The sequence below is a fragment of the Cytobacillus sp. C11.1 genome, assembly GCF_058145115.1.
Genome location: NZ_CM176935.1, coordinates 2,655,299 through 2,681,149, shown reverse-complemented (window position 1 = coordinate 2,681,149; position 25,851 = coordinate 2,655,299). Strand labels below are relative to the sequence as shown.

The 25,851-nt window shown below is 41.9% G+C and carries 25 protein-coding genes, 3 rRNA genes, 1 pseudogene and 1 riboswitch; of the genes and pseudogenes, 7 read left to right on the top strand and 22 right to left on the bottom strand.

Annotation, left to right across the window (positions count from 1 at the left end):
* Positions 1–294 precede the first annotated feature (294 nt).
* A complete protein-coding gene (locus AC3ZVC_RS13355; RefSeq protein WP_490063730.1) occupies positions 295–540 on the top strand; it encodes a hypothetical protein in 246 nt (81 codons plus the stop codon).
* Positions 541–580: 40 nt separating this feature from the next.
* Here the strand turns inward: AC3ZVC_RS13355 and AC3ZVC_RS13350 are convergent.
* The 5 genes and pseudogenes from AC3ZVC_RS13350 to AC3ZVC_RS13330 all read right to left on the bottom strand — a co-directional run.
* Positions 581–805: pseudogene (locus tag AC3ZVC_RS13350) on the bottom strand (glutaredoxin family protein); the annotation flags it as partial.
* Positions 806–923: 118 nt separating this feature from the next.
* Complete coding sequence (locus AC3ZVC_RS13345; RefSeq protein ID WP_490063729.1) at positions 924–1,064, bottom strand: hypothetical protein; 141 nt, start codon at positions 1,062–1,064, stop codon at positions 924–926.
* Between the two features lie 29 nt (positions 1,065–1,093).
* A complete protein-coding gene (locus AC3ZVC_RS13340) occupies positions 1,094–3,529 on the bottom strand; it encodes a heavy metal translocating P-type ATPase (protein ID WP_490063728.1) in 2,436 nt (811 codons plus the stop codon).
* Positions 3,530–3,679: 150 nt separating this feature from the next.
* Entirely contained in the window at positions 3,680–3,886 is a 207-nt protein-coding gene (gene copZ / locus AC3ZVC_RS13335; RefSeq protein WP_490063727.1) for a copper chaperone CopZ, read from the bottom strand.
* Between the two features lie 13 nt (positions 3,887–3,899).
* A complete protein-coding gene (locus AC3ZVC_RS13330; protein ID WP_214988252.1) occupies positions 3,900–4,241 on the bottom strand; it encodes a metal-sensitive transcriptional regulator in 342 nt (113 codons plus the stop codon).
* 193 nt (positions 4,242–4,434) lie between these two features.
* Between AC3ZVC_RS13330 and AC3ZVC_RS13325 the strand changes: the two genes are divergently transcribed.
* Positions 4,435–4,587 (top strand): hypothetical protein, encoded by a 153-nt coding sequence (locus AC3ZVC_RS13325; protein WP_490063726.1) that lies wholly within the window; start codon positions 4,435–4,437, stop codon positions 4,585–4,587.
* Between the two features lie 33 nt (positions 4,588–4,620).
* On the opposite strand, the gene AC3ZVC_RS13320 is transcribed toward AC3ZVC_RS13325, so the two are convergent.
* Positions 4,621–4,800, bottom strand: a complete 180-nt coding sequence (locus tag AC3ZVC_RS13320; RefSeq protein ID WP_110067783.1) for an H-type small acid-soluble spore protein — start codon at positions 4,798–4,800, stop codon at positions 4,621–4,623.
* A 72-nt stretch (positions 4,801–4,872) separates the two neighbouring features.
* Positions 4,873–6,228, bottom strand: coding sequence for a magnesium transporter (gene mgtE, locus AC3ZVC_RS13315; RefSeq protein ID WP_490063725.1), 1,356 nt, complete (start codon positions 6,226–6,228; stop codon positions 4,873–4,875).
* Between the two features lie 169 nt (positions 6,229–6,397).
* Between mgtE and AC3ZVC_RS13310 the strand changes: the two genes are divergently transcribed.
* Positions 6,398–7,021 (top strand): LysE family transporter, encoded by a 624-nt coding sequence (locus AC3ZVC_RS13310; RefSeq protein WP_490063724.1) that lies wholly within the window; start codon positions 6,398–6,400, stop codon positions 7,019–7,021.
* 379 nt (positions 7,022–7,400) lie between these two features.
* On the opposite strand, the gene rrf is transcribed toward AC3ZVC_RS13310, so the two are convergent.
* From rrf to AC3ZVC_RS13280, 6 genes are all read right to left on the bottom strand, one after another.
* Positions 7,401–7,517, bottom strand: a 5S ribosomal RNA gene (gene rrf / locus AC3ZVC_RS13305).
* Positions 7,518–7,719: 202 nt separating this feature from the next.
* A 23S ribosomal RNA gene (locus AC3ZVC_RS13300) occupies positions 7,720–10,653 on the bottom strand.
* A gap of 307 nt (positions 10,654–10,960) precedes the next feature.
* Positions 10,961–12,511, bottom strand: a 16S ribosomal RNA gene (locus AC3ZVC_RS13295).
* The 16S, 23S and 5S rRNA genes sit together here, the layout of an rRNA operon.
* 337 nt (positions 12,512–12,848) lie before the next feature.
* Entirely contained in the window at positions 12,849–14,102 is a 1,254-nt protein-coding gene (locus AC3ZVC_RS13290; RefSeq protein WP_490063723.1) for a two-component system sensor histidine kinase NtrB, read from the bottom strand.
* Positions 14,103–14,198: 96 nt separating this feature from the next.
* Complete coding sequence (locus AC3ZVC_RS13285) at positions 14,199–14,882, bottom strand: hypothetical protein (RefSeq protein ID WP_490063722.1); 684 nt, start codon at positions 14,880–14,882, stop codon at positions 14,199–14,201.
* 655 nt (positions 14,883–15,537) lie between these two features.
* Complete coding sequence (locus AC3ZVC_RS13280; protein WP_490063721.1) at positions 15,538–15,747, bottom strand: cold-shock protein; 210 nt, start codon at positions 15,745–15,747, stop codon at positions 15,538–15,540.
* A gap of 392 nt (positions 15,748–16,139) precedes the next feature.
* On the opposite strand from AC3ZVC_RS13280, the gene AC3ZVC_RS13275 reads away from it, so the two are divergent.
* On the top strand, positions 16,140–16,340 hold the full coding sequence (locus tag AC3ZVC_RS13275) for a DUF6509 family protein (RefSeq protein ID WP_490063720.1): 201 nt from the start codon (positions 16,140–16,142) through the stop codon (positions 16,338–16,340).
* Between the two features lie 39 nt (positions 16,341–16,379).
* Here the strand turns inward: AC3ZVC_RS13275 and AC3ZVC_RS13270 are convergent, their stop codons facing one another.
* A complete protein-coding gene (locus tag AC3ZVC_RS13270; RefSeq protein ID WP_214728919.1) occupies positions 16,380–16,781 on the bottom strand; it encodes a cytosolic protein in 402 nt (133 codons plus the stop codon).
* A gap of 168 nt (positions 16,782–16,949) precedes the next feature.
* Between AC3ZVC_RS13270 and AC3ZVC_RS13265 the strand changes: the two genes are divergently transcribed.
* Positions 16,950–17,789, top strand: coding sequence for a GNAT family N-acetyltransferase (locus AC3ZVC_RS13265; RefSeq protein ID WP_490063719.1), 840 nt, complete (start codon positions 16,950–16,952; stop codon positions 17,787–17,789).
* Positions 17,790–17,820: 31 nt separating this feature from the next.
* Here the strand turns inward: AC3ZVC_RS13265 and AC3ZVC_RS13260 are convergent, their stop codons facing one another.
* The 6 genes from AC3ZVC_RS13260 to AC3ZVC_RS13235 all read right to left on the bottom strand — a co-directional run bounded on the left by AC3ZVC_RS13260 (position 17,821) and on the right by AC3ZVC_RS13235 (position 23,331).
* On the bottom strand, positions 17,821–18,318 hold the full coding sequence (locus AC3ZVC_RS13260) for a metallophosphoesterase family protein (RefSeq protein ID WP_490068926.1): 498 nt from the start codon (positions 18,316–18,318) through the stop codon (positions 17,821–17,823).
* A gap of 106 nt (positions 18,319–18,424) precedes the next feature.
* Positions 18,425–18,625, bottom strand: coding sequence for a cold-shock protein (locus AC3ZVC_RS13255; protein ID WP_110064024.1), 201 nt, complete (start codon positions 18,623–18,625; stop codon positions 18,425–18,427).
* A gap of 156 nt (positions 18,626–18,781) precedes the next feature.
* Complete coding sequence (gene cshA, locus AC3ZVC_RS13250; protein ID WP_490063718.1) at positions 18,782–20,227, bottom strand: degradosome RNA helicase CshA; 1,446 nt, start codon at positions 20,225–20,227, stop codon at positions 18,782–18,784.
* Between the two features lie 308 nt (positions 20,228–20,535).
* Positions 20,536–20,736 (bottom strand): cold-shock protein, encoded by a 201-nt coding sequence (locus AC3ZVC_RS13245; RefSeq protein WP_009332508.1) that lies wholly within the window; start codon positions 20,734–20,736, stop codon positions 20,536–20,538.
* A 208-nt stretch (positions 20,737–20,944) separates the two neighbouring features.
* Entirely contained in the window at positions 20,945–21,823 is an 879-nt protein-coding gene (locus tag AC3ZVC_RS13240) for a bifunctional 5,10-methylenetetrahydrofolate dehydrogenase/5,10-methenyltetrahydrofolate cyclohydrolase (RefSeq protein ID WP_490063717.1), read from the bottom strand.
* Between the two features lie 86 nt (positions 21,824–21,909).
* Positions 21,910–21,992: riboswitch (ZMP/ZTP riboswitch) on the bottom strand.
* A gap of 844 nt (positions 21,993–22,836) precedes the next feature.
* Positions 22,837–23,331 carry a hypothetical protein gene (locus AC3ZVC_RS13235; protein WP_490063716.1) on the bottom strand — a complete coding sequence of 165 codons (495 nt, stop codon included), beginning with the start codon at positions 23,329–23,331 and terminating at the stop codon, positions 22,837–22,839.
* A 130-nt stretch (positions 23,332–23,461) separates the two neighbouring features.
* Here AC3ZVC_RS13235 and AC3ZVC_RS13230 point away from each other — a divergent pair, with 130 nt between their 5' ends.
* Complete coding sequence (locus AC3ZVC_RS13230; RefSeq protein WP_490068925.1) at positions 23,462–23,569, top strand: hypothetical protein; 108 nt, start codon at positions 23,462–23,464, stop codon at positions 23,567–23,569.
* Complete coding sequence (locus AC3ZVC_RS13225) at positions 23,556–23,681, top strand: DUF2500 family protein (RefSeq protein ID WP_490063715.1); 126 nt, start codon at positions 23,556–23,558, stop codon at positions 23,679–23,681. The genes AC3ZVC_RS13230 and AC3ZVC_RS13225 overlap by 14 nt, the downstream gene beginning before the upstream one ends.
* A gap of 28 nt (positions 23,682–23,709) precedes the next feature.
* Here the strand turns inward: AC3ZVC_RS13225 and AC3ZVC_RS13220 are convergent, their stop codons facing one another.
* Together AC3ZVC_RS13220 and AC3ZVC_RS13215 are read right to left on the bottom strand one after the other, a co-directional pair.
* Positions 23,710–24,603: an NAD-dependent epimerase/dehydratase family protein gene (locus AC3ZVC_RS13220; protein WP_490063714.1), complete on the bottom strand. Its 894-nt coding sequence runs from the start codon at positions 24,601–24,603 to the stop codon at positions 23,710–23,712.
* Between the two features lie 92 nt (positions 24,604–24,695).
* Complete coding sequence (locus AC3ZVC_RS13215) at positions 24,696–25,661, bottom strand: nucleoside hydrolase (protein WP_490063713.1); 966 nt, start codon at positions 25,659–25,661, stop codon at positions 24,696–24,698.
* Positions 25,662–25,851 lie beyond the last annotated feature (190 nt).

Below are 25,851 nucleotides of genomic sequence, written 5' to 3'. Positions count from 1 at the left end.
TTTTTCCTATGAATTACGCCCGTTGATTTCCGCTGCAGGCACTTGCTTTCCGCGGGGAGGAACGGGAGCCTCCTCGGTTTCACTTGCGGGGTCTCCCGCTCCCTCTCCTCCCGCAGGAGTCAATTGCCCTCCGCTCCTATCAACTCAGCGAATTAAACTGAGTTATTGAAAAGCAACAAACTTTATGAAAACAGCCTTAATTAATCAATTCACATTTAGTTCAATTTTCCTCGATAGTTTCTCGACAATTAAACTGTAATCTAAAGATGCAATAAAAAAAGGAGTGATTCAAAAATGAAAAAATTGATTGCTGGAATATTCTCCGTTTCCCTTATTCTTGGTTCAGGTACTGCCATTCTAGCAGCAGGAAACGAATCACCTGAAGGTTTATTGAACTTTGGAAAAATGAAGCCGCTCATGCAGGAAATGCACCCCGAATTTTCCAACCAGGAACTGAAAGAAATGTATGAGAGCTGCCATGGAACCAAAGGTGCGATGCCGAGCAAAGGCTTTAGCACAATGGAAAATATGATGCACTAATTAAAAACAGAAGGAGATTATCTCTCCTTCTGTTTTCTTCTTAAAATCCATCATTCTCAATGATATTTCTAATTTCGTCATGGTTCATCTCAAAGCCTATTACATGCTTTTTCTTTGTTCCGCCATACCATTTCTTTTTTTCAAACAGAAAGGCTGGAACAATTCGGCTGCCGGTTAAATTGATAAGATCCTGTTCCCTATCTGGGTCTTTGGCAAGATCTACTTCATTATATGTTACATTATTCTGCGAAAGGAACTCTTTCGCCGCCTGGCAATCCTGTCAAGTAGGCCTTGTATAAAGTGTAATGTTTGCCTTCAACTCAGCAGCCTCCCTTTCGAATAATTTATCTATTTCTTTTACTACCCGAACTTATGGATGGATGTTATTCAGCATCCTCATTTACTTCGTGGTTCTCAATTTCATGCTGTTCTTGCTCAGGATCAGCAAGGAATCCATCATATATAGCATAACCTGCCATAACAAGTACCAAATAAGCAATGGCAGCACCAGCCCATTTTTTCATAATAGCCAGCTCCTTCCGTCTGCTATTCTTTAACCGTTCTTTTCATTTAACTTTACTCTTTGCAATCTGAGAGCATTTAATACGACTGAGACTGAACTGAAAGCCATCGCAGCACCTGCAAGCCAAGGGGCAAGGAAACCTAAAGCTGCTACCGGAATTCCAAGCGTATTATAAGCGAAAGCCCAGAACAGGTTTTGCCTTATATTGCGTATTGTCTTCTTACTCATTAGGATCGCATCTGCAATACTATTGAGATCGCCTCTCATCAGCGTAATATCGGCAGCTTCCATCGCAACATCCGTACCTGTTCCAATAGCCATTCCGATATCCGCCACCGCAAGGGCAGGAGCATCGTTAATGCCGTCACCAACCATTGCGACTTTTTTGCCTTGTTCCTGAAGCTTTTTAACTTCATCTGCTTTCCCTTCTGGAAGAACTTCCGCAATAGCGGCGTCAATTCCCACTTCATCTGCAATCGCCTGGGCAGTCCGCTTGTTATCACCTGTGATCATTACAATTTCAAGACCCATATCCTTCAGGCGCCTGATCGCTTCTTTGGATGTCTCCTTTACAGTATCCGCAACGGCTACAATGCCGATATATTGTCCATCAACCGCGACAAGCATCGCCGTCTTCCCATTGTCCTCAAGGGATTCCATTTTTGCCTGTGCTGTCTCAATGTCTATATCATATTTTTGCATTAACCTTCTTGTCCCGATAAGCAGATCTTTGCCGTCCACTCTGGCTTTAATTCCGAAGCCTGGAATGGCTTCGAACTCTTCAGGATTTAATAAAGTTATCTCTTTTTCCTTTATTCCCTTAACAATTGCTTCAGCCAATGGATGCTCTGACTGCCTTTCGGCTGAACCAGCAAGCTGAAGGAAAATGTTTTCTTCCATGTTCCCTTCCACAATCACATCTGTTAATACAGGCTTTCCGTGGGTTACGGTTCCTGTTTTATCGAGAACAACTGTAGTTATTTCATGAGTTAATTCCAAATGCTCTCCGCCTTTGAAAAGAACTCCATATTCCGCTGCACGGCCTGAACCTGCCATTATGGATGTTGGCGTGGCCAAACCTAATGCACAAGGACATGCAATAACAAGCACAGCAATTAATTTTTCAAGGGCTTCTGCAAACTCGCCAGGGCTAACCCATAGATACCAAACAAAGAAGGTAATAACAGCTATTGACACGACAATAGGGACAAAGATTCCGGAAATTTTATCTGCCAGGCGCTGTATTGGGGCTTTGGAGCCCTGTGCTTCTTCAACCACTTTGATTATTTGGGAAAGGGCCGTATCTTTGCCTACTTTAGTAGCTTTAATTTTCAGGAAGCCATTTTTATTGATTGTTGATCCAATAACTGTATCGCCGACTGATTTATCAACCGGTACACTTTCCCCGGTGAGCATGGATTCGTCCAAAGCGGACTGGCCTTCCGTGATTTCTCCATCCACAGGGATTTTTTCGCCTGGCTTTACATATATGATATCGCCAACAAGTACATCTTCAAGGGGGATTTCAAGCTCTTCCCCATTTCTCAAAACAGTGGCTGTTTTTGCCTGCAGCCCCATCAGCTTCTTAATAGCCTCTGAAGAACGGCCTTTGGCACGAGCTTCAAATAATTTACCCAAAATAATCAGGGTAATTAATATGGCACTCGTTTCATAGTAAAGCTCAACCATGTGAGTATCCGTGCCAATTGACAAAAGCGATTGATAAAGACTGTAAAAATAGGCAGCTGAAGTACCAAGAGCCACCAAGACGTCCATATTGGCACTTTTATTTTTAAGCGCTTTATATGCACCTATATAGAATTGCTTTCCGATGAAAAATTGAACAGGAGTTGCAAGTGCAAGCTGCACCCACGGATTCATAAACATATCAGGAACATAAATAAATTGTGTGAATTCAAAATGGCCTACCATTGACCAGAACAAAGGAATGGACAGGATTAAGGAAAAAATGAATTTCCCTTTTTGCTTCTCGATCTCTTTCTCCCTGTAATCTGCGCCATCTTTTTCTGCATCTTGTTTTACTTTGGCCTGATAACCGAGATTCTCTACTTTCTTTATCATGTCCTGGACATTTACCTGTTCAGGATTATATTCAACAGTCGCTGTCTCAAGGGCAAGATTGACAACAGCTTTTTTGACACCGGCCATCTTCTTAAGCCCTTTTTCTATCCGCTGCGAACAAGTGGCACAGGTCATGCCAAGCAACTCAAATTCAGCTTTCTCAGAAACAACTGCATAACCCAGGTCCTCAATTTTTTTCTCAAACGCTTCAACAGATGTTACATCTGGATTATACTTGACTGATGCTTTTTCCAGTGCAAGATTAACATTCGCTTCCTGAACACCTTCAAGCTTATTTAACCCTTTCTCGATGCGTGAAGAACATGCCGCACAGGTCATGCCTGATATAGGAAGCTGAACTTCTCTTAAAGCCGCATCATTCATAAATACCACTCCTTAAATTAAGTGACGTATAATTTTGATTTCACTCATTATACTATACCCCACTACCCTATATGTCAACCAAAAATAATTAGACAAATTTTTTAAAAAAAGAGAACGTGCTATTAACCCACACGTTCCATCGTTTAAAAACTATTCTACATCATATCCTTGATCATCAATTGTTTCCTTGATTTGCTCAAGTGATACCGATGAAGAATCATATTGTACTTGCACCTGTCCGTTATCAAGATCAACAGATACTTTTTCAACACCTTTTAATTTTCCAACGCTGCCTTCAACTGCTTTTACACAGTGACCGCAAGACATGCCGCTAACTTTTAATGTTACATTTTCCATATTTAACAGCTCCTTATTTTTTCATTAATTTTTGAATGGTTACCAAAAATTCATCCAGGACTTCATCATCGCCTTCATGAATTCTTTCTACTACACAGCTTTTCAAATGGCCTTCAAGCAAAAGCTTTGCTACACTGTTCAAGGCAGACTGAGTTGCAGAAATCTGTGTTATAACATCATCACAATAGGTATCTTTTTCTATAAGCCCTTTTATACCGCGTATTTGTCCTTCAATCCGATTTAATCGAGTTGTCAGATTCTTTTTTACTTTTTCAGAATGGTGACTTTTCCGGTCTGAGTCAATTGAACAACAGCTCTCTGCCAATAATTCATCATTTTCCAATTCAAAAGCCATTTGATCCGCCCCCTTAAGCTAATAGTATTATACCCCCGTATCCTATGTAAAGGATTTTGCTTAAAAATATTTACTTACTTTTCTTCACATTTTCCCACTTCTGTAAAAGGCTCTTGTTCATTTTTCCCTATTATGATATTCAAATTCCCTGTCCATACTAACGGAAACATATCTTTAAAAGGAGGAGATCTAAATGAAAAGGAAACAAACATTTTTGGAAGATACCGGAAAGGACTTATATGGAATCGACAAAGATGTTAGCCTTCAGTCAGTTAACTTTGCTGCGGCTGAAAACCAATATTTAAATGAACGCACCGAAAAAGAATCAAATAATGAAATATACTAAATAAAGCCGCCTTTTTTGGCGGCCTTTGAATGTTTACAGTTCTTTAAGCTCAGCAATTTCTACTTCCGATCTTTCTTCAAGAGGACCGCGCAAATGAACTGTAGCTGTTCGGCCATCTTCATTTAACTTATCAATCCAAACAGAAGCGCCATTGTATTTTACTTCAATATCTGCTGATGATGAAAGAATTTGTTTCACACGTCTAACATCCACTTTTAAACACTCCCCTATTTTTTTTCATTTTATTTTTTGCAGGGAAGCAATTTTTATGCTAAAAAACACAAATTAAGTCAGTTTAGTTATAAAAATGGTTGCCAGCCCAAAATAAATAAGTAATGACAAAATATCATTTAATGTTGTAATTAAGGGTCCGGACGCAACAGCAGGGTCAATATTGAATTTGTACAAAATGAGTGGAATAACTGTTCCAGCAAGAGTTCCGATGATTAAGGTTATAATTAAAGATGTGCCAACCACTAAACCCAGGATAAAACTTCCTTGCCATACATATGCAATTATTGCTATCAAGAATCCACAGGTCACTCCGATAATGATCCCGACGCTCAGCTCCCGAAAAACCAATTTTGTTACTAGTCTTTTATCCAAATCTCTATTTATCAGTCCACGGACGACAACGGCCAATGATTGAGTTCCCGTATTTCCTGTCATTCCAGCTATCATAGGCATAAAGAAGGCAAGTGCTACAGCTTGAGATAGTGTTTCTTCAAAACCGCTGATAATGGTACCCGAAACTATACCAATAAATAATAGAAGGATGAGCCATGGAAGCCTTCTATACGCAGCAACAAGAGGCTTTGTATCAAAATCGATCGCCCTTCCTGAAGCAGAAAGCTTTTCAATATCCTCGTTGGCCTCGCTGATCACGACATCAATAATATCATCGAATGTAACAATCCCAACAAGCTGCCCTTCTTCCACTACAGGAATAGCCAGAAAATCGTACCTCTCAATCAGCCTTGCAACCTCCTCCTGGTCTGTATCCGCTGCTACTGCAATGACTCTGCTGTACATAATGTCCTGAATCTTTTCATGCTCATAGGCAAGGATTAAATCGCGATAAGAAACAACACCAACCAATTTTTTGTCATCATCTATGACGTATAGATAGTTTATTGTTTCCGAGTATTCAGCAAATGATTTCATTTTTTCCACAGTGTCCCTGACCGTATAAAGCTGGGGTATCCAGACAAAACGATTTGTCATTAGCCTCCCTGCTGTTTCAGGCGGGTATTTCATAATGCTTTTTACGATACGGGATTCTTCAAGCTTCATGCCAGATAGAAGCTCTTCCATTCTCTCTGCTGACATCCCTTCCAATAAAGCGGCAATATCGTCATTATCCATCAGGTCAAGAACCTCACCTGATTTTTCAATTCCTAATAATGAAAGTACCCTTGCCTGGTGATCCTGTTCAAGTTCCTGAATTAATTCGGCGATCTGATCGGGGGTCATATAAAGAAGAAATCGCGGGTGATGCTTTACCGGCAAACCTTCAAAAATTCGGGCAATATCATAAGGCTGAAGCTCCGTTATTATACTCTGAAAATGAAACCTCCGTGTTTCTTTCAATGCTTTTATAATTTCAAGGGTAATTTGATTCTCAGACATGCTTATCGCCATGTTTTCCCCTCCAGAAGTTCACTGTATCTTATATATCCTTTTTGTTATTCCCGAAAATGCCACACAATAAAACGACTAGGATATCCTGCTCATGTAAAAGTTGTCCTATCCTGCTTCAAGACTGAATAGAATGTGTACAAACAATGTTTGAAGTTAGGGAGTTGTATATATGAGTATCTTTCTAGGGTATGTATTCTTGGGTCTTTCTCTGGCGGCACCGATTGGCCCTATCAATGCAGCACAGCTTGATAAAGGAATCAAAAACGGTTTCTTCCATGCCTGGCTTGTCGGCCTGGGAGCCATGACTGCAGACGCCGTTTACATGCTTGCCGTCTATCTGGGTGTCGTGCATTTTTTAGAAATACCATTTATGAAAGCCTTTTTATGGTGCTTTGGATTTTTTGTATTAGTCTACACAGGTGTGGAAAGCCTGTTAAGTGCCGGAAAAGTTATTTCTAGCACAAGAGGGAATGACGAATCTTCCATAAAATCGTTTATGTCCGGTTTTCTTATGTCATTGTCAAATCCTTTAACTATTTTATTCTGGCTTGGCATTTATGGTTCAGTCCTTGCAAAAACAGCAGCTGAGTATGATAAAACACACGTGATTTTATACAGTGGCGCCATCTTTATCGGGCTATTACTATGGGATTTAACAATGGCCGGAGTTGCCAGCAGCTTCAGAAGATTTTTAACCGGCAAGATCCTGGCATTCATTTCGATTTTGTCCGGACTGTCCTTGATTGGTTTTGGTATATATTTTGGGATACAGGCTTATAAGCTGTTGTTTTAGATACATACGGCTAGGTTGCTAAATTAGGCGGAAGCTATTTTTTATAGCAGTGTTCAGAGCTCAAGATAGGAGGGCCTGTACATTAGAACTCCGATTGAAGGCTTGGGCCATAATGGCCCCGGACGATACATTTATTTTTCGGGCCGAAAAAGGGCGCCACAGAGCCAACTTACCGATATATGGAAGAAGTGACCGATAAAAATGAAATCTGACCGAAAAAATGAAATTCTGACCGATAAATTTAAGAAAGTGACAGATATTTGCTATAAAACAGGACGAGTGACCAAAAAAAGGAGTCTACTTTAGAGAACTAAGCGATATAATAGCTGGAAAATAAATAAAAACACAAAAAGAGCACCCATCAGGTGCTCTTTCATTTGCCCGGCAGCGTCCTACTCTCACAGGGGGACAGCCCCCAACTACCATCGGCGCTGAGAAGCTTAACTTCCGTGTTCGGTATGGGAACGGGTGTGACCTTCTCGCTATCGCCACCAGACTATTTGGTTTGAAGAAAGTTCATTCCTTCAAAACTAGATAATGCATGAAGAAGTGTTGCCGAGTATCACCAATGCGTTGTCCAGCTCCGGCGGCTAGCCCCTCGAGGTCATAAGCCAATCACTTCCGGAAGGAAATTCACCTTCCTGCAGCGCTTGTCTTATGCTTGTCGGGGCTGATCAAGCCGCCTCCGCTTTTCGTTTTTGGTTAAGTCCTCGATCGATTAGTATCAGTCAGCTCCACATGTCGCCACGCTTCCACCTCTGACCTATCAACCTGATCATCTTTCAGGGATCTTACTAGCTTGACGCTATGGGAAATCTCATCTCGAGGGGGGCTTCATGCTTAGATGCTTTCAGCACTTATCCCTTCCGCACATAGCTACCCAGCGATGCCTTTGGCAAGACAACTGGTACACCAGCGGTGCGTCCATCCCGGTCCTCTCGTACTAAGGACAGCTCCTCTCAAATTTCCTGCGCCCACGACGGATAGGGACCGAACTGTCTCACGACGTTCTGAACCCAGCTCGCGTACCGCTTTAATGGGCGAACAGCCCAACCCTTGGGACCGACTACAGCCCCAGGATGCGATGAGCCGACATCGAGGTGCCAAACCTCCCCGTCGATGTGGACTCTTGGGGGAGATAAGCCTGTTATCCCCGGGGTAGCTTTTATCCGTTGAGCGATGGCCCTTCCATGCGGAACCACCGGATCACTAAGCCCGACTTTCGTCCCTGCTCGACTTGTAGGTCTCGCAGTCAAGCTCCCTTGTGCCTTTACACTCTGCGAATGATTTCCAACCATTCTGAGGGAACCTTTGGGCGCCTCCGTTACTTTTTAGGAGGCGACCGCCCCAGTCAAACTGCCCACCTGACACTGTCTCCCGCCCCGATAAGGGGCGCGGGTTAGAATTTCAATACAGCCAGGGTAGTATCCCACCGACGCCTCCACCGAAGCTGGCGCTCCGGTTTCTACGGCTCCTACCTATCCTGTACAAGCTGTACCAAAATTCAATATCAGGCTACAGTAAAGCTCCACGGGGTCTTTCCGTCCTGTCGCGGGTAACCTGCATCTTCACAGGTACTATAATTTCACCGAGTCTCTCGTTGAGACAGTGCCCAGATCGTTACGCCTTTCGTGCGGGTCGGAACTTACCCGACAAGGAATTTCGCTACCTTAGGACCGTTATAGTTACGGCCGCCGTTTACTGGGGCTTCGATTCAAAGCTTCGCTTGCGCTAACCTCTCCTCTTAACCTTCCAGCACCGGGCAGGCGTCAGCCCCTATACTTCGCCTTGCGGCTTCGCAGAGACCTGTGTTTTTGCTAAACAGTCGCCTGGGCCTATTCACTGCGGCTCATCAGGGCTATTCACCCTAATGAGCACCCCTTCTCCCGAAGTTACGGGGTCATTTTGCCGAGTTCCTTAACGAGAGTTCTCTCGCTCACCTTAGGATTCTCTCCTCGCCTACCTGTGTCGGTTTGCGGTACGGGCACCTTTTCCCTCGCTAGAGGCTTTTCTTGGCAGTGTGGAATCAGGAACTTCGGTACTAAATTTCCCTCGCCGTCACAGCTCAGCCTGTATGGTAACGGGATTTGCCTCGTTACCGGCCTAACTGCTTGGACGCGCATATCCAACAGCGCGCTTACCCTATCCTCCTGCGTCCCCCCATTGCTCAAACGGTAAAGAGGTGGTACAGGAATATCAACCTGTTGTCCATCGCCTACGCTTTTCAGCCTCGGCTTAGGTCCCGACTAACCCTGAGCGGACGAGCCTTCCTCAGGAAACCTTAGGCATTCGGTGGATGGGATTCTCACCCATCTTTCGCTACTCATACCGGCATTCTCACTTCTAAGCGCTCCACCAGTCCTTGCGGTCTAGCTTCAACGCCCTTAGAACGCTCTCCTACCACGGACATCGCAGATGTCCATCCACAGCTTCGGTGATACGTTTAGCCCCGGTACATTTTCGGCGCGGAGTCACTCGACCAGTGAGCTATTACGCACTCTTTAAATGGTGGCTGCTTCTAAGCCAACATCCTGGTTGTCTAAGCAACTCCACATCCTTTTCCACTTAACGTATACTTTGGGACCTTAGCTGGTGGTCTGGGCTGTTTCCCTCTTGACTACGGATCTATCACTCGCAGTCTGACTCCCATGGATAAGTCTTTGGCATTCGGAGTTTGTCTGAATTCGGTAACCCGATGAGGGCCCCTAGTCCAAACAGTGCTCTACCTCCAAGACTCTTACTACATGAGGCTAGCCCTAAAGCTATTTCGGAGAGAACCAGCTATCTCCAAGTTCGATTGGAATTTCTCCGCTACCCACACCTCATCCCCGCACTTTTCAACGTGCGTGGGTTCGGGCCTCCATCCAGTGTTACCTGGACTTCACCCTGGACATGGGTAGATCACCTGGTTTCGGGTCTACGACCACATACTCATTCGCCCTATTCAGACTCGCTTTCGCTGCGGCTCCGTCTTGTCAACTTAACCTTGCATGTAATCGTAACTCGCCGGTTCATTCTACAAAAGGCACGCTATCACCCATTAACGGGCTCTAACTACTTGTAGGCACACGGTTTCAGGTTCTCTTTCACTCCCCTTCCGGGGTGCTTTTCACCTTTCCCTCACGGTACTGGTTCACTATCGGTCACTAGGGAGTATTTAGCCTTGGGAGATGGTCCTCCCTGCTTCCGACGGGATTTCTCGTGTCCCGCCGTACTCAGGATCCACTCTGGAGGGAACGAAGTTTCAACTACAGGGCTTTTACCTTCTCTGGCCGGCCTTTCCAGACCTGTTCATTTACCTCGTTCCTTTGTAACTCCGTGTAGAGTGTCCTACAACCCCAAGAGGCAAGCCTCTTGGTTTGGGCTAATCCCGTTTCGCTCGCCGCTACTCAGGGAATCGCGTTTGCTTTCTCTTCCTCCGGGTACTTAGATGTTTCAGTTCCCCGGGTCTGCCTTCAATACCCTATGTATTCAGGTAAAGATCCTATCCCATTACGGATAGGGGGTTTCCCCATTCGGAAATCTCCGGATCAAAGCTTACTTACAGCTCCCCGAAGCATATCGGAGTTAGTCCCGTCCTTCATCGGCTCCTAGTGCCAAGGCATTCACCGTGCGCCCTTTCTAACTTAACCTACTTCGGCCGCTGATCGACTGCGAATCTCTGCGTCAGCTTCGTCACTGTGCTCCTCACGTACTCTCGTACGCTCCGGTGCTCGTTCGGTCGCTTCCTTGATCTTCTTGCCGCTCATCGTCCTCATGGTTTGTACTCTTACTTGGTTTTAAAAAACTTACATAAGAGAAAAAAACTAAGATGGCGATTACTCGGTTATTGCTTCTTCATTAACATTATCTAGTTTTCAAAGAACGAATATTCCAGAGAGATTGCTCTCTCAAAACTAAACGAACAAAACACGTCACGTCTCAAGTAAATATCCTTAGAAAGGAGGTGATCCAGCCGCACCTTCCGATACGGCTACCTTGTTACGACTTCACCCCAATCATCTGTCCCACCTTAGGCGGCTGGCTCCAAAAGGTTACCCCACCGACTTCGGGTGTTACAAACTCTCGTGGTGTGACGGGCGGTGTGTACAAGGCCCGGGAACGTATTCACCGCGGCATGCTGATCCGCGATTACTAGCGATTCCGGCTTCATGCAGGCGAGTTGCAGCCTGCAATCCGAACTGAGAATGGTTTTATGGGATTCGCTTAACCTCGCGGTCTTGCAGCCCTTTGTACCATCCATTGTAGCACGTGTGTAGCCCAGGTCATAAGGGGCATGATGATTTGACGTCATCCCCACCTTCCTCCGGTTTGTCACCGGCAGTCACCTTAGAGTGCCCAACTGAATGCTGGCAACTAAGATCAAGGGTTGCGCTCGTTGCGGGACTTAACCCAACATCTCACGACACGAGCTGACGACAACCATGCACCACCTGTCATCCTGTCCCCCGAAGGGGAACGCCCTATCTCTAGGGTTGTCAGGAGATGTCAAGACCTGGTAAGGTTCTTCGCGTTGCTTCGAATTAAACCACATGCTCCACCGCTTGTGCGGGCCCCCGTCAATTCCTTTGAGTTTCAGCCTTGCGGCCGTACTCCCCAGGCGGAGTGCTTAATGCGTTTGCTGCAGCACTAAAGGGCGGAAACCCTCTAACACTTAGCACTCATCGTTTACGGCGTGGACTACCAGGGTATCTAATCCTGTTTGCTCCCCACGCTTTCGCGCCTCAGCGTCAGTTACAGACCAAAGAGTCGCCTTCGCCACTGGTGTTCCTCCACATCTCTACGCATTTCACCGCTACACGTGGAATTCCACTCTTCTCTTCTGCACTCAAGTTCCCCAGTTTCCAATGACCCTCCCCGGTTGAGCCGGGGGCTTTCACATCAGACTTAAGGAACCGCCTGCGCGCGCTTTACGCCCAATAATTCCGGACAACGCTTGCCACCTACGTATTACCGCGGCTGCTGGCACGTAGTTAGCCGTGGCTTTCTGGTTAGGTACCGTCAAGGTACCGGCAGTTACTCCGGTACTTGTTCTTCCCTAACAACAGAGTTTTACGATCCGAAAACCTTCATCACTCACGCGGCGTTGCTCCGTCAGACTTTCGTCCATTGCGGAAGATTCCCTACTGCTGCCTCCCGTAGGAGTCTGGGCCGTGTCTCAGTCCCAGTGTGGCCGATCACCCTCTCAGGTCGGCTACGCATCGTTGCCTTGGTGAGCCGTTACCTCACCAACTAGCTAATGCGCCGCGGGCCCATCTGTAAGTGATAGCCGAAACCATCTTTCAGCTTTCCCTCATGTGAAGGAAAGAGTTATCCGGTATTAGCTCCGGTTTCCCGAAGTTATCCCAGTCTTACAGGCAGGTTGCCCACGTGTTACTCACCCGTCCGCCGCTGACGGTCTGGGAGCAAGCTCCCATCCGTCCGCTCGACTTGCATGTATTAGGCACGCCGCCAGCGTTCGTCCTGAGCCAGGATCAAACTCTCCATATAAGAGTTGATTAAGCTCACTTACACACGAATGTGTTGTCTTTTCAAAAAAGACTAAAGAATTAACGTTGACGTTTTTGTTCGTTCAGTTTTCAAAGAGCAAGTGTTAATATTTCAGTGAATTTACTTCAATCATGCTACCTAGCAACAAGCTGATGAGTTAAACCTTCAATATTAGTCGCTCACAAGCAACTTTAATAATATATCACGTACAGATTTCGATGTCAACAATTTTATTAAAGCTTTTCAACTCATTAAAAACTGTTTTCTGTTTGCCCGAAAGCTGTTCCTAAATAATAGCACCAGCTTGGATTCAAGTCAACGCTTTATGCATGGTAGATTATTCCTTTTCATTCTCATGATTTAGGATTGGCAAATTTATAATAAAGCTCGTTCCAGAGCTGTCACTTTGAACAACCATCGTGCCTTTATAATTCTCAATTATCTTCTGCGAAACAGAAAGACCGAGACCTGTCCCATCATCTTTGGTTGTAAAGAAAGGATCAAATATATGTTCAATAATCGATTCGCTAATACCCTTGCCGTTATCTTTAAAAGTGAACCTAATATCATTCCCTGCCCTTTCAGCCTTCAACTGGATTTGCAACTCAGCACTCCCCACTGCCTGAAGCGAATTTTGAAACAGGTTAATAAAAACCTGCAAAAGTTCTTCACGATTCGCTTTAAAAGTGCAGTTAAGCATTTCCGGTTGTGTTTCATATTCAATAAAAATATTATAAAGCAACGCTTCACTATTTAAGAATTTACCTAAATAATCATAGATAAATTCATTCACCTTTATCTCTTCAGTTGTAATCTCAGCTGGCTTTGCAATTCTGAGAAAATCTGAAATAATTTTGTTGGCTCTGTCGATCTCAGGAATCAGCAAGGTTTTAAACAAATCCGCCGTTACATCATCTAAATTACTTTGTAGTATCTGCAGGAAACCTCTTACAGTTGTTAAAGGATTTCTGATTTCATGGGCTATACCTGCTGCTATCCTGCCTGCAAGTGCGGCTTTCTCCGCTTCCTTAATTCCGTTCATGAAGTGAAAAACTCCGATAATCCTTTGGATATTCCCATACGAGTCCCTGAAGATTCTTGTATTATTTATGCCATAATTTTTATCTAGTATTTCTCTATTTACTATAGCATTTTCAGTTCTTAATGTTTCGAGCAGATTTATTTTCTCGTCTGGAATTTGCAAAAGGTCTCTTATGTGACGCCCAACTATCTCTTCTTTATTCTTATGAAAATCCCCGCAAGCCTGTAGATTGCATAGAGTTACAACACCATCTTTATCGATAAAGACTATATGGTGTGGAACGAGATCAAGTATTGGATCTAGAAAGCTTTCAATTTCAGTAAATGGAAGATCCACAAGCTTTTTATCAAGATGCAGCAGTTTTGTTTGCCGGATTCCCTCATTTTCAAGTATAGAATAGCTTTCATCATTATCCTTATCAAGCTGAAGCCCTGTTTCAGCATCTCTAAAAGAAAAGGAAAAAGGGAGCTTGCTAATAAGGTTTCGATAAAATTGAAGCTCTTTTTCTGTGTCCTGCAATTTATTCTGGATTGTTCCATTATTGTTCATCAGATACCTCTTTTAATAGCTTTAATTCCTGCGTTTTTATTATAGAATAAATCTAATTTTTAAGAAAATCTAATTATAGGCCCAAAACACAAATTTTTATTGAGGAAACATATAATCGTTAAGTTTCCTAATCAGTATCATTAAAACAATAAGAATAACGCTAAAGAAAATCGGGTGCCAAAAAGAGTTAATATGTAATATATTCATTTTTATAAGCACGATATGCATTAGATAGTCTGCAATGAAAAGGATTGCCAGCCAAAGAAAGCGATAATATTTGATAATAATTAAAGTTAATAAACATGTATAGATGATCCAGATTAAAACGTTGAAAGCAATGTGGTCCTGATAAGGCGATTCAAACCACCCAATTTTATAAACGTGTGTTTCAAATATAGCAGGCAAGTAAAAGGATACAGCTTGAAAAATTGTGGTGATGGCCATATAGATGGTAACAAAATGTATAAAAAAGGTTGGTCCCTCAACCCTATTTCTCCACCATTTTATAACAAAAACTGATATGAACAAGATTATTGCTGTATACCAAGATTTCCACCAATTATGCTCGTAAATCCCCAGCCAGAGGAAAAGCTCTTCAATTCCAAAGATTGCTGCGATAATCAAAATAACCCACTTGAGATTTATACGGAAAGCAGCAATTGCCATAAGTATGCTTGGAATGAAAAAGGCCTGAGAAATACTGGATCCAAAAACATCATCATACCATTGGATTGAAAAAACCCGCGGATAATAAGAATAGGCATCTCCCAAGATTAGCACTACGTACTCCATTAAAAAGGAGAGACCCATAGTGAAAAAATATACAGAAAGATTATAATGAAATTTAGTTTTCTTAAATGTGATATACATAATCCATACACTTATAAAGAACAATCCCAAGAACCATATTAAATTTGTTGACATTTTTCCACTTCCAATTTGACTCGTTTCCATTATTTTGTTCAGCATACGCAATCATATACTTTTCACTAAGAGCTAAAACGAATTGACGTTACCCCCCTTTCCTATACTAGAAAAATCAAATTAGAAGAAAAACAGTTGAATCAAATGGATTGGGAAATAATTACTTATCATTCTAGTGGTTCGGGTAGAGGGAAAAGGTGAAAATGCTCAAAAGTTCTCAAAACATTTTCAAACCTTGGATTAAGAGGATTACGAAGATTGGAGCGTAAGGTGCTAATCCTGAGAAAATGCATTCGCATTTCCTTCGTGCGGTGATAATTCGAGGATGCTTATTCAAAGTCCTGCGGGAGGTGTGGGACCCCACAGGCAGTGCAAGACGAGGAGGCGTTCATCGCCCGCCCCGCGGTTCGATGAGCATCCTGGAGCGGAAACTACTTGCTTAAAAAAGCAGCAAAGTTTGCGGAAACAGCGAAAATAAAAGAGCGACTACAAATGGTCGCCCTTTTTTTCATTATTTAGAAAAGATGCTGTTATTGTTAACGACCTGTAATTCTTTTATCGTCTCGTTCATTTCACTTTTGCAAATTGGACAGATAGGCACTTGGCTGCTTTTAAAATTGTCTCTCACCCAGCAGTTACAAGATTCTGATGAACATTCCCAAACCTTAACTTCCTCAACCTTAATTTCTTCCATATTCTTTCTGCCAAATCCCATTGCCATATTCAGGCACCTCCCAATGAGTAAGACCCTATACCCAAAATAAAAATCACTTGCTATATAAAGGGACAAAAATATCAGCTCTATATAACAAGTGTTTACGGGCAATATTATATTCTTTTAACTAAAAATAGTATAACATATATGGGTTAACCTGTCAAAAATATATACTTTTTAGTTAGTTTTATTATAAAACCATAATTATACTCAAAATAACAAACAGAGTAAATACTATCATCCTATTCAGGGAAAAGTGTATAATGACTTGTACGGCAGGTTATGTTTATGTAGGAAAGGATGGAGGCCATGAACATTACAGGATATTCAGTTGAGTACATAAAGATCCGACAGGCATCCTATCGGGTGACCGTTATGAATTCTTTTTAGATATCGATGTGGATGAAGAAGATGAATTGTATTCAGAAAACGGCATTAAATTAAGAGTTCTTTTCTTTAAAAAACAGGAGGACGAAAAGATTCTAAATTATCACTTTCTCGAAAACCAGACAGGAAAGGTCTTAGAATTCGCGTTGGATGAAGAAGAAGAGAAAACAGTGTCCCATTTTTGCAGCGAAAACATTTCTCAAGCCGAATAAAAAGAGCAGGGTTTTTTCCCTGCTCTTTTTATATGTATATTATACCTCGATTTTCTTTCCTTCTTCTGAAATGTGGTACATTAAGTGGGCTAAATGTTGAATAGGCGTATACAACTCTTCATCCTCATTCTGATCATTTTCCTCATTAAAATCCAAATCATTCAGGTGAAGTGCTGTAAATTGATAAAAGTCTTTTAATTCAAAAGCATAGCAAGCACTCGGCTCATCCTGGTCCTCCTCATATTGCAAAACCATGTAAGATTCTTGGCCATCATTATCAAGGCCATCAAAAAAAATAAAATAGCCAATGTTGGTATCCAACTCAAATAAATGCCTCGTTCCGCCCTCAGTGTATTGCTCAAAGTCTTTTTCACTTAGTTTTTGAACATGCATAGGCTGCACCTGATCCTCATTGTGGAAATTTACAGTAAAAGTTTTCATGGATTCTCCCCCTCTACTCATCCCATGCTAACATAAAGAATATTATATTCCTATTATTACCCTCTCTAAAAGGCAGTAACCCAATTTAGGTCTATTCGTTTGTAATTTTTTCCTATATGATATGTAAGAAGTAATTTAGACTGAATAATTCCAGGGAGGCAGAAAGATGTGCTGGCAAATAAACAATTAGAAGATATTAGATCTCTGCAGCAGATATGCGAAGCGAAAGAAAATATTGAGTTAAAGCTTAATTGGGATAGCTTGCGGAACAGGCCTGATGAGCAGCAAAATGACTTTTTCCAATATGATGATAATGGTAAATTACTCGGTTATCTCGCTCTCTACACTTTCGGAGGGCCAATGGAATTATGCGGAATGGTTCACCCTGATTACAGGCAAAACGGTATTTTCAGCAAACTGTTTAAGCAGGCAAGGAATTCGCTGGAAAAAGCCAGCAAGTTGCTTATAAATGCTCCCGCCAACTCTCAATCTGCAAAAAGCTTATTAAAATCCTGGCCCTGCACCTACTCGTTTTCTGAATACCAAATGAAACGCCAGGCAACCAAGATATTAGCAGTAGTAAATCCACAAGTAACTTTGCGAAATGCAGTTGATAGCGACCTCAAATTCATCAGTTACCTGGATTCTGTCTGCTTTAATATCCCCGAGCAGGAGGCAATAGCTTTTAATAAAGAAATTTGGGCTGGAGGAAATGAACCAACCTATATCGTTGAATACGTTGGGAAAGAAGCTGGGAAAATAAGGATTCAAAAAGTTGATGAAGCAACTTGGATTTATGGTTTCGCCATCGAACCCTCTCTGCAGGGAAATGGAATCGGCAGAAGCGCACTTTCACAAATTGTTTTGAATGAACAAAACAAAGGGATTGAAAGGGTGCATCTAGAAGTAGCAGCTGAAAACGAGCATGCACTGGGCTTGTACAAATCATGCGGATTTGAGCCATACGGCACCCAGGATTATTATGAATACAACCTGAATAAACTTTAGCAGTCCGGAAAAAGGGCTAAAGTTTCCCTTTTCAAACTTTTGAATCGTAAAAGATATGCCTGAGGTGCATTTTATCTTCTATTTCCATAATGCCAAATGAATATTGCGGCTGTCTGCGCTTATCTGTGGGCGAACCCGGATTAAATAGGGTAAGTCCACTTTCATCTTTATGGACCGGAATATGCGAATGCCCAAATACAATGCAATCCACTCTCTCATTGCCAAAAGCCGCGATACTCCTTTTTTCCGTAGTTTTTCCCTGCCCATGTCCATGAACGACCCCAATTTTATAACCTTTTATCTCAAGCAGCAGGCTTTCACTAAAAAGTCCGCATATCTCTTCGCTATCCGTATTCCCATATACGCCTTCAACAGGGGCAAAGGTCTTAAATTCATGATATACATCAATGGTCTGCCAATCTCCGGCATGAATAATTAAATCGCAGCCATTTAATTCCCGCATAAGGACACTCGGAAGCTTCTTGGCTTTTTTAGGCATATGGGTATCCGACACAATTATAATCTTTATAGGTGCTCCTCCTCCTTAACTTTCCCACTGTGTAGTTAGCTACCTCTATTATTTCAATAAAAAATAAAGGAGCCCCTTATTAGCAAGGGGCTCCTTTATTTTAGCATTATAACTTTGTTACATTAACAGCTTGAGGTCCACGTTGGCCCTGCTCTATGTCAAAGTTAACTTCTTGGCCTTCATCAAGGGATTTAAAGCCTTCTGTTTGAATTGCAGAGTAATGAACAAATACATCTTCTCCGCCTTCAACTTCAATAAAACCAAAACCTTTTTCTGCATTAAACCATTTTACTTTACCTGTTGCCATTTTATTTCCTCCTAATATCTATAACTCACAGGATGATATTTTACCCTGCATTTACTAATATGGGTAAATTAATCAGATTTTATAATAAAATGTTCAAAAAGTCCTTAAAAATACAAGTCCAGTCATTTTCGCACTTCTTTTGAACACACATTATCATTATTTACTGCGATTTTTGCTGCGTCTGTCTCTACCGCCTTTAAAATCTCTTCGGTCCCTGCTGCCGCTTCTGGATCTGTCGCCAAATCTTCTTCCGCCGCGGTCACCGCCGCCTTTAGGCTTTCTCACACGGATAGGTTCAACAGCAGTCAATTTAACAGGTGTCACATCAGGACCTTTTGTCAGCAATTTTAAAGCAGCTGCCAGCATCGTAACAGAATCGGTATCCTCAAGAAGCGTTTCTGCAGCTCTCTTAAAGTCCGCATGTTCGCCTTTATCAATAACTTCCATTAATTTGTTGATGGTAGCCTGCTGGTTGCCTTCAACCACATCCTTGAATGATGGTACCGGCTTTTTGGTCATTTTACTTTTTGTTACACTTTCAATAATTTTCAAATGATCAGTTTCTCTTGGTGAAACGAAAGTAATAGCCAGCCCTTTGTTTCCAGCACGTCCGGTACGGCCTATACGGTGAACGTAACTTTCTGGATCCTGCGGGATATCAAAGTTGTAAACATGGGAAACACCGGAAATATCCAATCCACGGGCAGCAACATCTGTCGCCACCATAATTTCGATTGTCTGCTCTTTAAAACGGCGGATAACCTGGTCACGCTTTGCCTGAGGAATATCTCCATGAATTCCTTCGGCTGAATATCCCCTCTTAATAAGACCTTCTACTACTTCGTCTACCCGTTTTTTGGTTCTTCCAAACACAATTGCCAACTCAGGAGATTGAATATCCAAAAGGTTGCAAAGCACATCAAATTTTTGCTTTTCATGTACTTCCATATAATATTGTTCAATATTTTTAACAGTCATTTCTTTTGCTTTTACTTTAACCATTTCAGGTTCCTGCATGAATTTTTCCGCAAGAGACTGAATTCTCTTTGGCATTGTAGCAGAGAAAAGAAGGGTTTGGCGCTCACCTTTAATTTCACTGAGGATTCGTTCAATATCCTCAATGAAACCCATATTAAGCATTTCATCCGCTTCATCCAAAACAACCATTTTAATGTTGCTTAAACGGATTGTTTTTCTTTCGATGTGGTCAATTAGCCTTCCAGGTGTTGCCGCAATAATTTGCGGGTGTTTTTTAAGAGCACGAATTTGGCGATTAATATCCTGGCCGCCATATACAGGAAGGGTTCTAACTCCTTTTACCTGTCCAATGCGATTCAATTCTTCAGCTACCTGGACAGCAAGCTCACGCGTTGGAGCTAGCACTAGTCCCTGAATACCTTCATTAATGTCGATTTGTTCTAAAAGCGGTACTCCAAATGCAGTTGTCTTTCCTGTACCAGTTTGCGCCTGTCCGATCATATCCTTGCCCTGCATACCGATAGGAATTGCTTGTGCCTGTATTGGTGTTGGTTCTTCAAACCCCATATTGGAAAGGGCTTTTACTATTTCATTACTTAAACCGAAATCTGAAAAAGTTGTCAAAATAAATTTTCCTCCTTGTACTAAAGCCTTTTTAATAAGACTGTAACATTTAATTTGATGACGTTCACTACGTTACTAGGCTTTCCAGTTTGTATCTCTTTTTTACATTTCCAAATGTACTAATTTTAAACTTTATTTTGTAAGTGAAGTAAATTATTTAGAAGAAATGAAAAATACTTTATTCCTAAAAAGCAGTTAGATGGGAAGAATCTGTTTTGAGGAATGCATGCAGACTACAAAGTGGATGAGTAAAATAACGTAAAAAGGTGATGCATGATTAGACATGCATCACCTCATTTTAAGCAAGATTATGCTTTTGTTACGTTAGCAGCTTGAGGTCCACGGTTACCTTCAACGATTTCGAAAGTTACGTCTTGGCCTTCTTCTAAAGTTTTGAAACCTTCAGTTTGGATAGCGGAGAAGTGTACGAATACATCTTGACCTTCTGAAGATTCGATGAATCCAAAACCTTTTTCTGCATTAAACCATTTTACTTTACCTGTGTTCATTTGTGTTGCCTCCTGAAAAATTGTTTTTCACTATAATGTACCATATAAACTTAAACATAAAAAGTCGCAGCCGCAAGAAATGAGGATGAACGATCGCCTACATTTCTTTGCAGCTACGACTTATCCAAAAAGTATATAACGAACTTTACAGCGTTAACCTAATAATAAACGACACATAGTTATAAGTCAATCTTTTTAGCAATCATTTTCAAATAGTGACAAATTGACTATTTGCGCCTTCCTTCTTTTTTCTCGCTTTTTCAGCCGCCTGGACTGTATGCTTTAAAAGCATGGAGATGGTAACTGGCCCTACCCCACCTGGTACAGGAGTAATAGCAAAAGCTTTCTGGTGGCAGCTCGTGTATTCAACGTCGCCTATATTTCCTTTATTATAGCCAGCATCCAGGACTATGGATCCTTCCTTGATCCACTCACCCTTTATGAAGTTGGGTTTGCCTACAGCAGCTACAACGATATCAGCTTGCTTCAGGATTTGCGGTAAGTTTCGTGTGTGCGAATGGCATGTTGTCACTGTTGCGTTGCGATTAAGAAGAAGCGCAGAGACAGGCTTTCCCAAAATCGGGCTTCTGCCTACAACAACCGCATGCAGCCCATCTGCACCAAGCTTGTAATAGTCCATAATCTCTAAAATGGCCGCCGGCGTACAGGAAGGGTATTCGCCAAATCCGAAGGCGGTTTGTCCGTATCCCAAACTAGTAACACCATCAACATCTTTTTCGATAGCAATTGCCTCAAAAGCTTTTCGTTCATCAATATGACCTGGCACTGGATGCTGCAGAAGAATCCCATGTACTGCAGGATCTTCATTTAGTTCCGTTATTGTCTGAAGAAGATCATCCGTTGTAATATCCCTTGAGAGATGAATACGTTTTGAAATAATTCCAAGCTTTTCACAGGCATTACCTTTCATCTTGACATACGTTTCAGAGGAAGGATCATCCCCCACCAGAATGGTTGCCAGGCACGGCTGTACATCGAGCAACCTTAATTCGGCGATTCTACCTTTCAGTTGTTCCTTCACATGATTTGCGACAACGATTCCATCGAGTATAAGCTTATTTTCCATGCATATCCCTCCAGATATGGAAAAGCGCATTATAAGGCTGGCGGGCTTCTCCATTTAATTATGAAAAAAGAGACAAGGGTATCCCTTATCTCTGCCCAGACGACCGGCTATACATAGACGCAGCTCCCCAGCGGTTAATTCCGCATTGTCGTCAGTCACTGCGATTTGGCTTACTTATACTAATAATGCCATCATACCACAAAATACATATGTTTCAAGTTTTTTTAACCTAAATGTTCGTGTTTTCACAAAAACGCTGTTTTCGCAACCTTTGTTGCTTTTTAAACAAGTAGTGAGGCGAGGTTGATTTCCGCTCCAGGATGCTCAAGCTTCCGCGGGGCGGGCGGTGAGCATCCTCGGCGCTCAGCGACTGTGGGGTCTCACCTGTCCCACTCCTCCCGCTGGAGTCTCCCACCTTACGCTCCAATCAACCAACCTTATTTGTCAGTTTTTCACATAATCTATTTAAAACAACAACCATTTAGAAAACAGCCAAAAAAAGAGAATAAATAAGGACAGCACAAGAAATGCTGTCCTTTATATTGATATATTTGAGTTATTTAATTATTACCTAACACAATGAAAGCCCTTCCTCTCTTCCATCCTTGCGGCTCCTTGACCGCGCCAGCGGGAATCAGGTATATCGGATTATGATCCGAATCGATGCTCTCTGAGATTTCAATTAAAATGGTAAGAAACTTACTGAAGTAAAAAACGGAGAAGTGTCTGGTTTATAGAAGATGATTAAGAAGAAATTCGGCATAAAGCCGTCCACACAAATTATTTCTTAATTACAAACACATGCTTACTCTTTCAAAATCCTAAAGAGCATTAAACATAACAAAAAGCCGGACTTCCACACAAAATGAAGGAGCAAAGGCGCCGACACTCACGTGAATTCACGACTTCAAAATTGTACCTCAAATACTTCAATACCTATACTACCTCATAATTTTTTCTCTGTCAAGATAAAAACTTGTCACCATTAAATCTTCTAAAACATTTACGGCTCACTAATCTTCCCCTTTGTATTCTGTTACATCAAAATAATCAGTTGTATCTTTATAATCATTATAATCTATATCCAGATCATGAAAAAAGCGATGCAGCTTAATGAGATTTTCCTTATCCTTGGAGCCGCTCCCGACTGATTCCGCTAAATTGCCGATTGTATCCAAGTCATGCTGCAAATCTTGATTCTCAGCTGACAGGCTGTTTAGAGCGCTTGATATTAAATCAGCTTGTTTCCGCTGTTTAGACCAACTGACAAAACGGTCCCTGCCCCAGCCAAGTGTTTCATTATAATAGGTATGGTTTGTAGCAATAAAATCCCCTAAATCACTGTACATCAAATCCTGTGCAGCCATTTCTGCCGTCTTGGAACTATTTTGCTCACCCGCTGTATTCTGCTCATTATTTAAATACACAAGAAGACTGTATGCAATGGCTATGGCAAAAATCATACCGATTATGGAAATGATTGTAATAATTTTTTTATTTTTCAGCAATGGCAAGAGCCTCCATTTTCTTCTGTTGATTTTATTTGAAACTAAATGGATTTTCTTTCGTATAGATTGATAACAAACTTAATGTAATGAGAATAATAACCAGCCTGTGCTCGATGTCTCCGCCAAAATAATTGTAAAACGGGCTCAGGTAAAAAGGAATGCCCATAGCCACGGACAGCATGTACACCACCATACCTCTACCCGTTACTTCATTACTTTCCGAAGTGGACAGTGGTGACCGTATGGAGTTCCATGTAAGCGGAAAGGAATACGGGCAGCTTTCTGAGGGCGATTATAGAAAACTAAGATTTCATGGTACTCGCTTTTCAGGATTTAATAGATGGCAGTAGACCTCCAGGAGATGTTACTGTACATTTTTTATTTTTCTTGCTCTGTTAAGTAAAACCCGATTAGGTTATCAAGTGTTTCATGCAAATCAGAAAAAGTAAATCCCAAGCTTCTCACTCGTTCTGTACTAATCGACCAAGAACCCGGCAAAGCATATGGCGAAGCATTATTTGAATCTATTTTATCCGTTACAAATGCTTTTCTAAGTGTAATGTTTTCAATTTTATTTAGGAGCTCGTTTAGCGAGAGATCTCCTTCGCTACCTGGATTAAACGCCCCGGTATGAGCCGTCTCACCAATCCTGTATAAAAAATCTGCTGCTTCACCTGATAATATAAAGCTATACCTGGCGTCAATATCATGAATTCCGATTGGCTCCCCATTTTTGACTTTATCAACATGAAACTTGAGGCGGTTTGTATAATCATCTTTTCCGATTACAATCGGAAATCTTATAGAAGATGATTTAAACCCTTGTTGACGTAATAGTACTGCTTCTGCAGCACGCTTTGCTTCCTGGTATCCTTCGTACCCCTTATATTCATTTCTTGGTTTATAAGTAAAAGAATATTTTTCCGGCTTAAAATCTCCTTCTTTATGCTTTGTCCCAAAATCATAGACAGCCATTGAGGATGTAAATATATAATGCGCCACCTTTCCATCTAAAGCCTCTGCAGTGTCCTTCGCTTCCTGTGGGGAAAAACATGATTGATCATACACCACATCCCATTTCCTCCCCGAAAAAGCATCAAGCTGTGATTCCTTATTTCCCCTGTCAATAGTCAAGCGTTCCACATTGTCGCCGAATGGATCTTTTGTAAGTCCTCGGGTAGCTATTGTTACCTTCTTCTCTTCACTTAGCAGCTTTTCAACAAGCCTTTTCCCAAAAAATTGTGTGCCGCCCAAAACAAGTATGTCTTGCATTAAGAGGTCTCCTTCTCTGCAAATGTTTTCCATACTATTTCTATACAAAGAGGCTAATTCCCTTCATAAGAATAAAAAGGCCCTTAACATAGTTAAAGGCTTTTGTACGTTTTGGTTTGGGAAAGGAATACCTCCATAAAATCAATCACAAACCTTTCCACATCTAGTTCAATCGCTATGTTATCAAGTGTTTCAGGTGGTTCCTCATCAGGTTTTGGCCGAAAGTCTGCTATGCTTTTTCCTTTGGCTCTTCCAAAAAGCTCAACTATAACCCTTCGCGGGATATACTTAACCAGGTCAGAATTTGTTAGCACGCTTAATACCAGAACATCATGCAGCGGAGCACCCTCTATCCCGGGTACTAGCTTTTTATAAGCTTCGTAGTAATAATCATATGCAGGCTTGATTAACGCCTTAAAGGGCGATTGGGTATTATTGGCCAAAAAATCGATAGTTTCTGGACGTATTATAGCTTTATTAGTCACGTTTAAAGGAAAAAGATATATGTTTTTCGCCTTTTCTAATACCGAGTTTGCCGCAATTGGATCTGCATAAAAATTTGCCTCTGCCTCTGCAGTGACATTTCCGGGTACAAGAAATGCACCGCCCATTAAGTAAAGGGCATTAACGTCCTTATAGGCATCTTTCCCATAAAGGATAAGAGGCAAAGCCAAGTCCGTTTGTCTTCCCAATCCTACAATTACAAGATTGTTTTTATATTCATTTACTATCTGGATCACTTTATTAATATCAAATACGTCTAAACCCTCAAAATCCTCTGGCGGCTGTATAGGCCCAAGCCCTTCCTCACCATGAATTTCAGGATAGAAAACAGCAGTCTCCCCTGACAATGGCCCACTCGCGCCAGCAATAACCGGAATGTCTTCCCGGCCGGCGAGCTTTATTAAATAGGCAGTATTATTGATCGATTGCTCTTTTGTTATGTTTCCGTATGCACTTACTACACCTACAACATTTATATCGGGATGCTGGAGGGCATACATCAACGCAAGCGAATCATCAACTCCAGAGTCAACGAACATCAAAACATTATACATTGCCCACCTCCATAACTTTCTACTATAGTATGCCGCAGGAATGTCCATTTTGTTAAAAAATGTTGTTTTCCTCTTTAAAGAAAGGGAGGAGTGAAACAAATGAGATACAGGAGCTTTGCAGCCGGGCGGTGAAGCCTCCTTGGGGCAGTTCGCTAAGCATCCAGGAGCGGAAATCAACAACTCCTCACTA

Excerpts from the sequence above, each read along its gene's own strand:
- AC3ZVC_RS13270 (WP_214728919.1), bottom strand. The coding sequence starts at position 16,781 with ATGAAAACTTTTACTGTAAATTTCCACAATGAGGATCAGGTGCAGCCT.
- AC3ZVC_RS13290 (WP_490063723.1), bottom strand. The coding sequence starts at position 14,102 with ATGAACAATAATGGAACAATCCAGAATAAATTGCAGGACACAGAAAAA.
- AC3ZVC_RS13310 (WP_490063724.1), top strand. The coding sequence starts at position 6,398 with ATGAGTATCTTTCTAGGGTATGTATTCTTGGGTCTTTCTCTGGCGGCA.
- AC3ZVC_RS13245 (WP_009332508.1), bottom strand. The coding sequence starts at position 20,736 with ATGAACACAGGTAAAGTAAAATGGTTTAATGCAGAAAAAGGTTTTGGA.
- AC3ZVC_RS13280 (WP_490063721.1), bottom strand. The coding sequence starts at position 15,747 with ATGGCAATGGGATTTGGCAGAAAGAATATGGAAGAAATTAAGGTTGAG.
- AC3ZVC_RS13215 (WP_490063713.1), bottom strand. The coding sequence starts at position 25,661 with ATGTATAATGTTTTGATGTTCGTTGACTCTGGAGTTGATGATTCGCTT.
- AC3ZVC_RS13330 (WP_214988252.1), bottom strand. The coding sequence starts at position 4,241 with ATGGCTTTTGAATTGGAAAATGATGAATTATTGGCAGAGAGCTGTTGT.
- mgtE (WP_490063725.1), bottom strand. The coding sequence starts at position 6,228 with ATGGCGATAAGCATGTCTGAGAATCAAATTACCCTTGAAATTATAAAA.
- copZ (WP_490063727.1), bottom strand. The coding sequence starts at position 3,886 with ATGGAAAATGTAACATTAAAAGTTAGCGGCATGTCTTGCGGTCACTGT.
- AC3ZVC_RS13345 (WP_490063729.1), bottom strand. The coding sequence starts at position 1,064 with ATGAAAAAATGGGCTGGTGCTGCCATTGCTTATTTGGTACTTGTTATG.
- AC3ZVC_RS13255 (WP_110064024.1), bottom strand. The coding sequence starts at position 18,625 with ATGGCAACAGGTAAAGTAAAATGGTTTAATGCAGAAAAAGGTTTTGGT.
- AC3ZVC_RS13325 (WP_490063726.1), top strand. The coding sequence starts at position 4,435 with ATGAAAAGGAAACAAACATTTTTGGAAGATACCGGAAAGGACTTATAT.
- AC3ZVC_RS13240 (WP_490063717.1), bottom strand. The coding sequence starts at position 21,823 with ATGGAAAATAAGCTTATACTCGATGGAATCGTTGTCGCAAATCATGTG.
- AC3ZVC_RS13355 (WP_490063730.1), top strand. The coding sequence starts at position 295 with ATGAAAAAATTGATTGCTGGAATATTCTCCGTTTCCCTTATTCTTGGT.
- AC3ZVC_RS13220 (WP_490063714.1), bottom strand. The coding sequence starts at position 24,603 with ATGCAAGACATACTTGTTTTGGGCGGCACACAATTTTTTGGGAAAAGG.
- AC3ZVC_RS13340 (WP_490063728.1), bottom strand. The coding sequence starts at position 3,529 with ATGAATGATGCGGCTTTAAGAGAAGTTCAGCTTCCTATATCAGGCATG.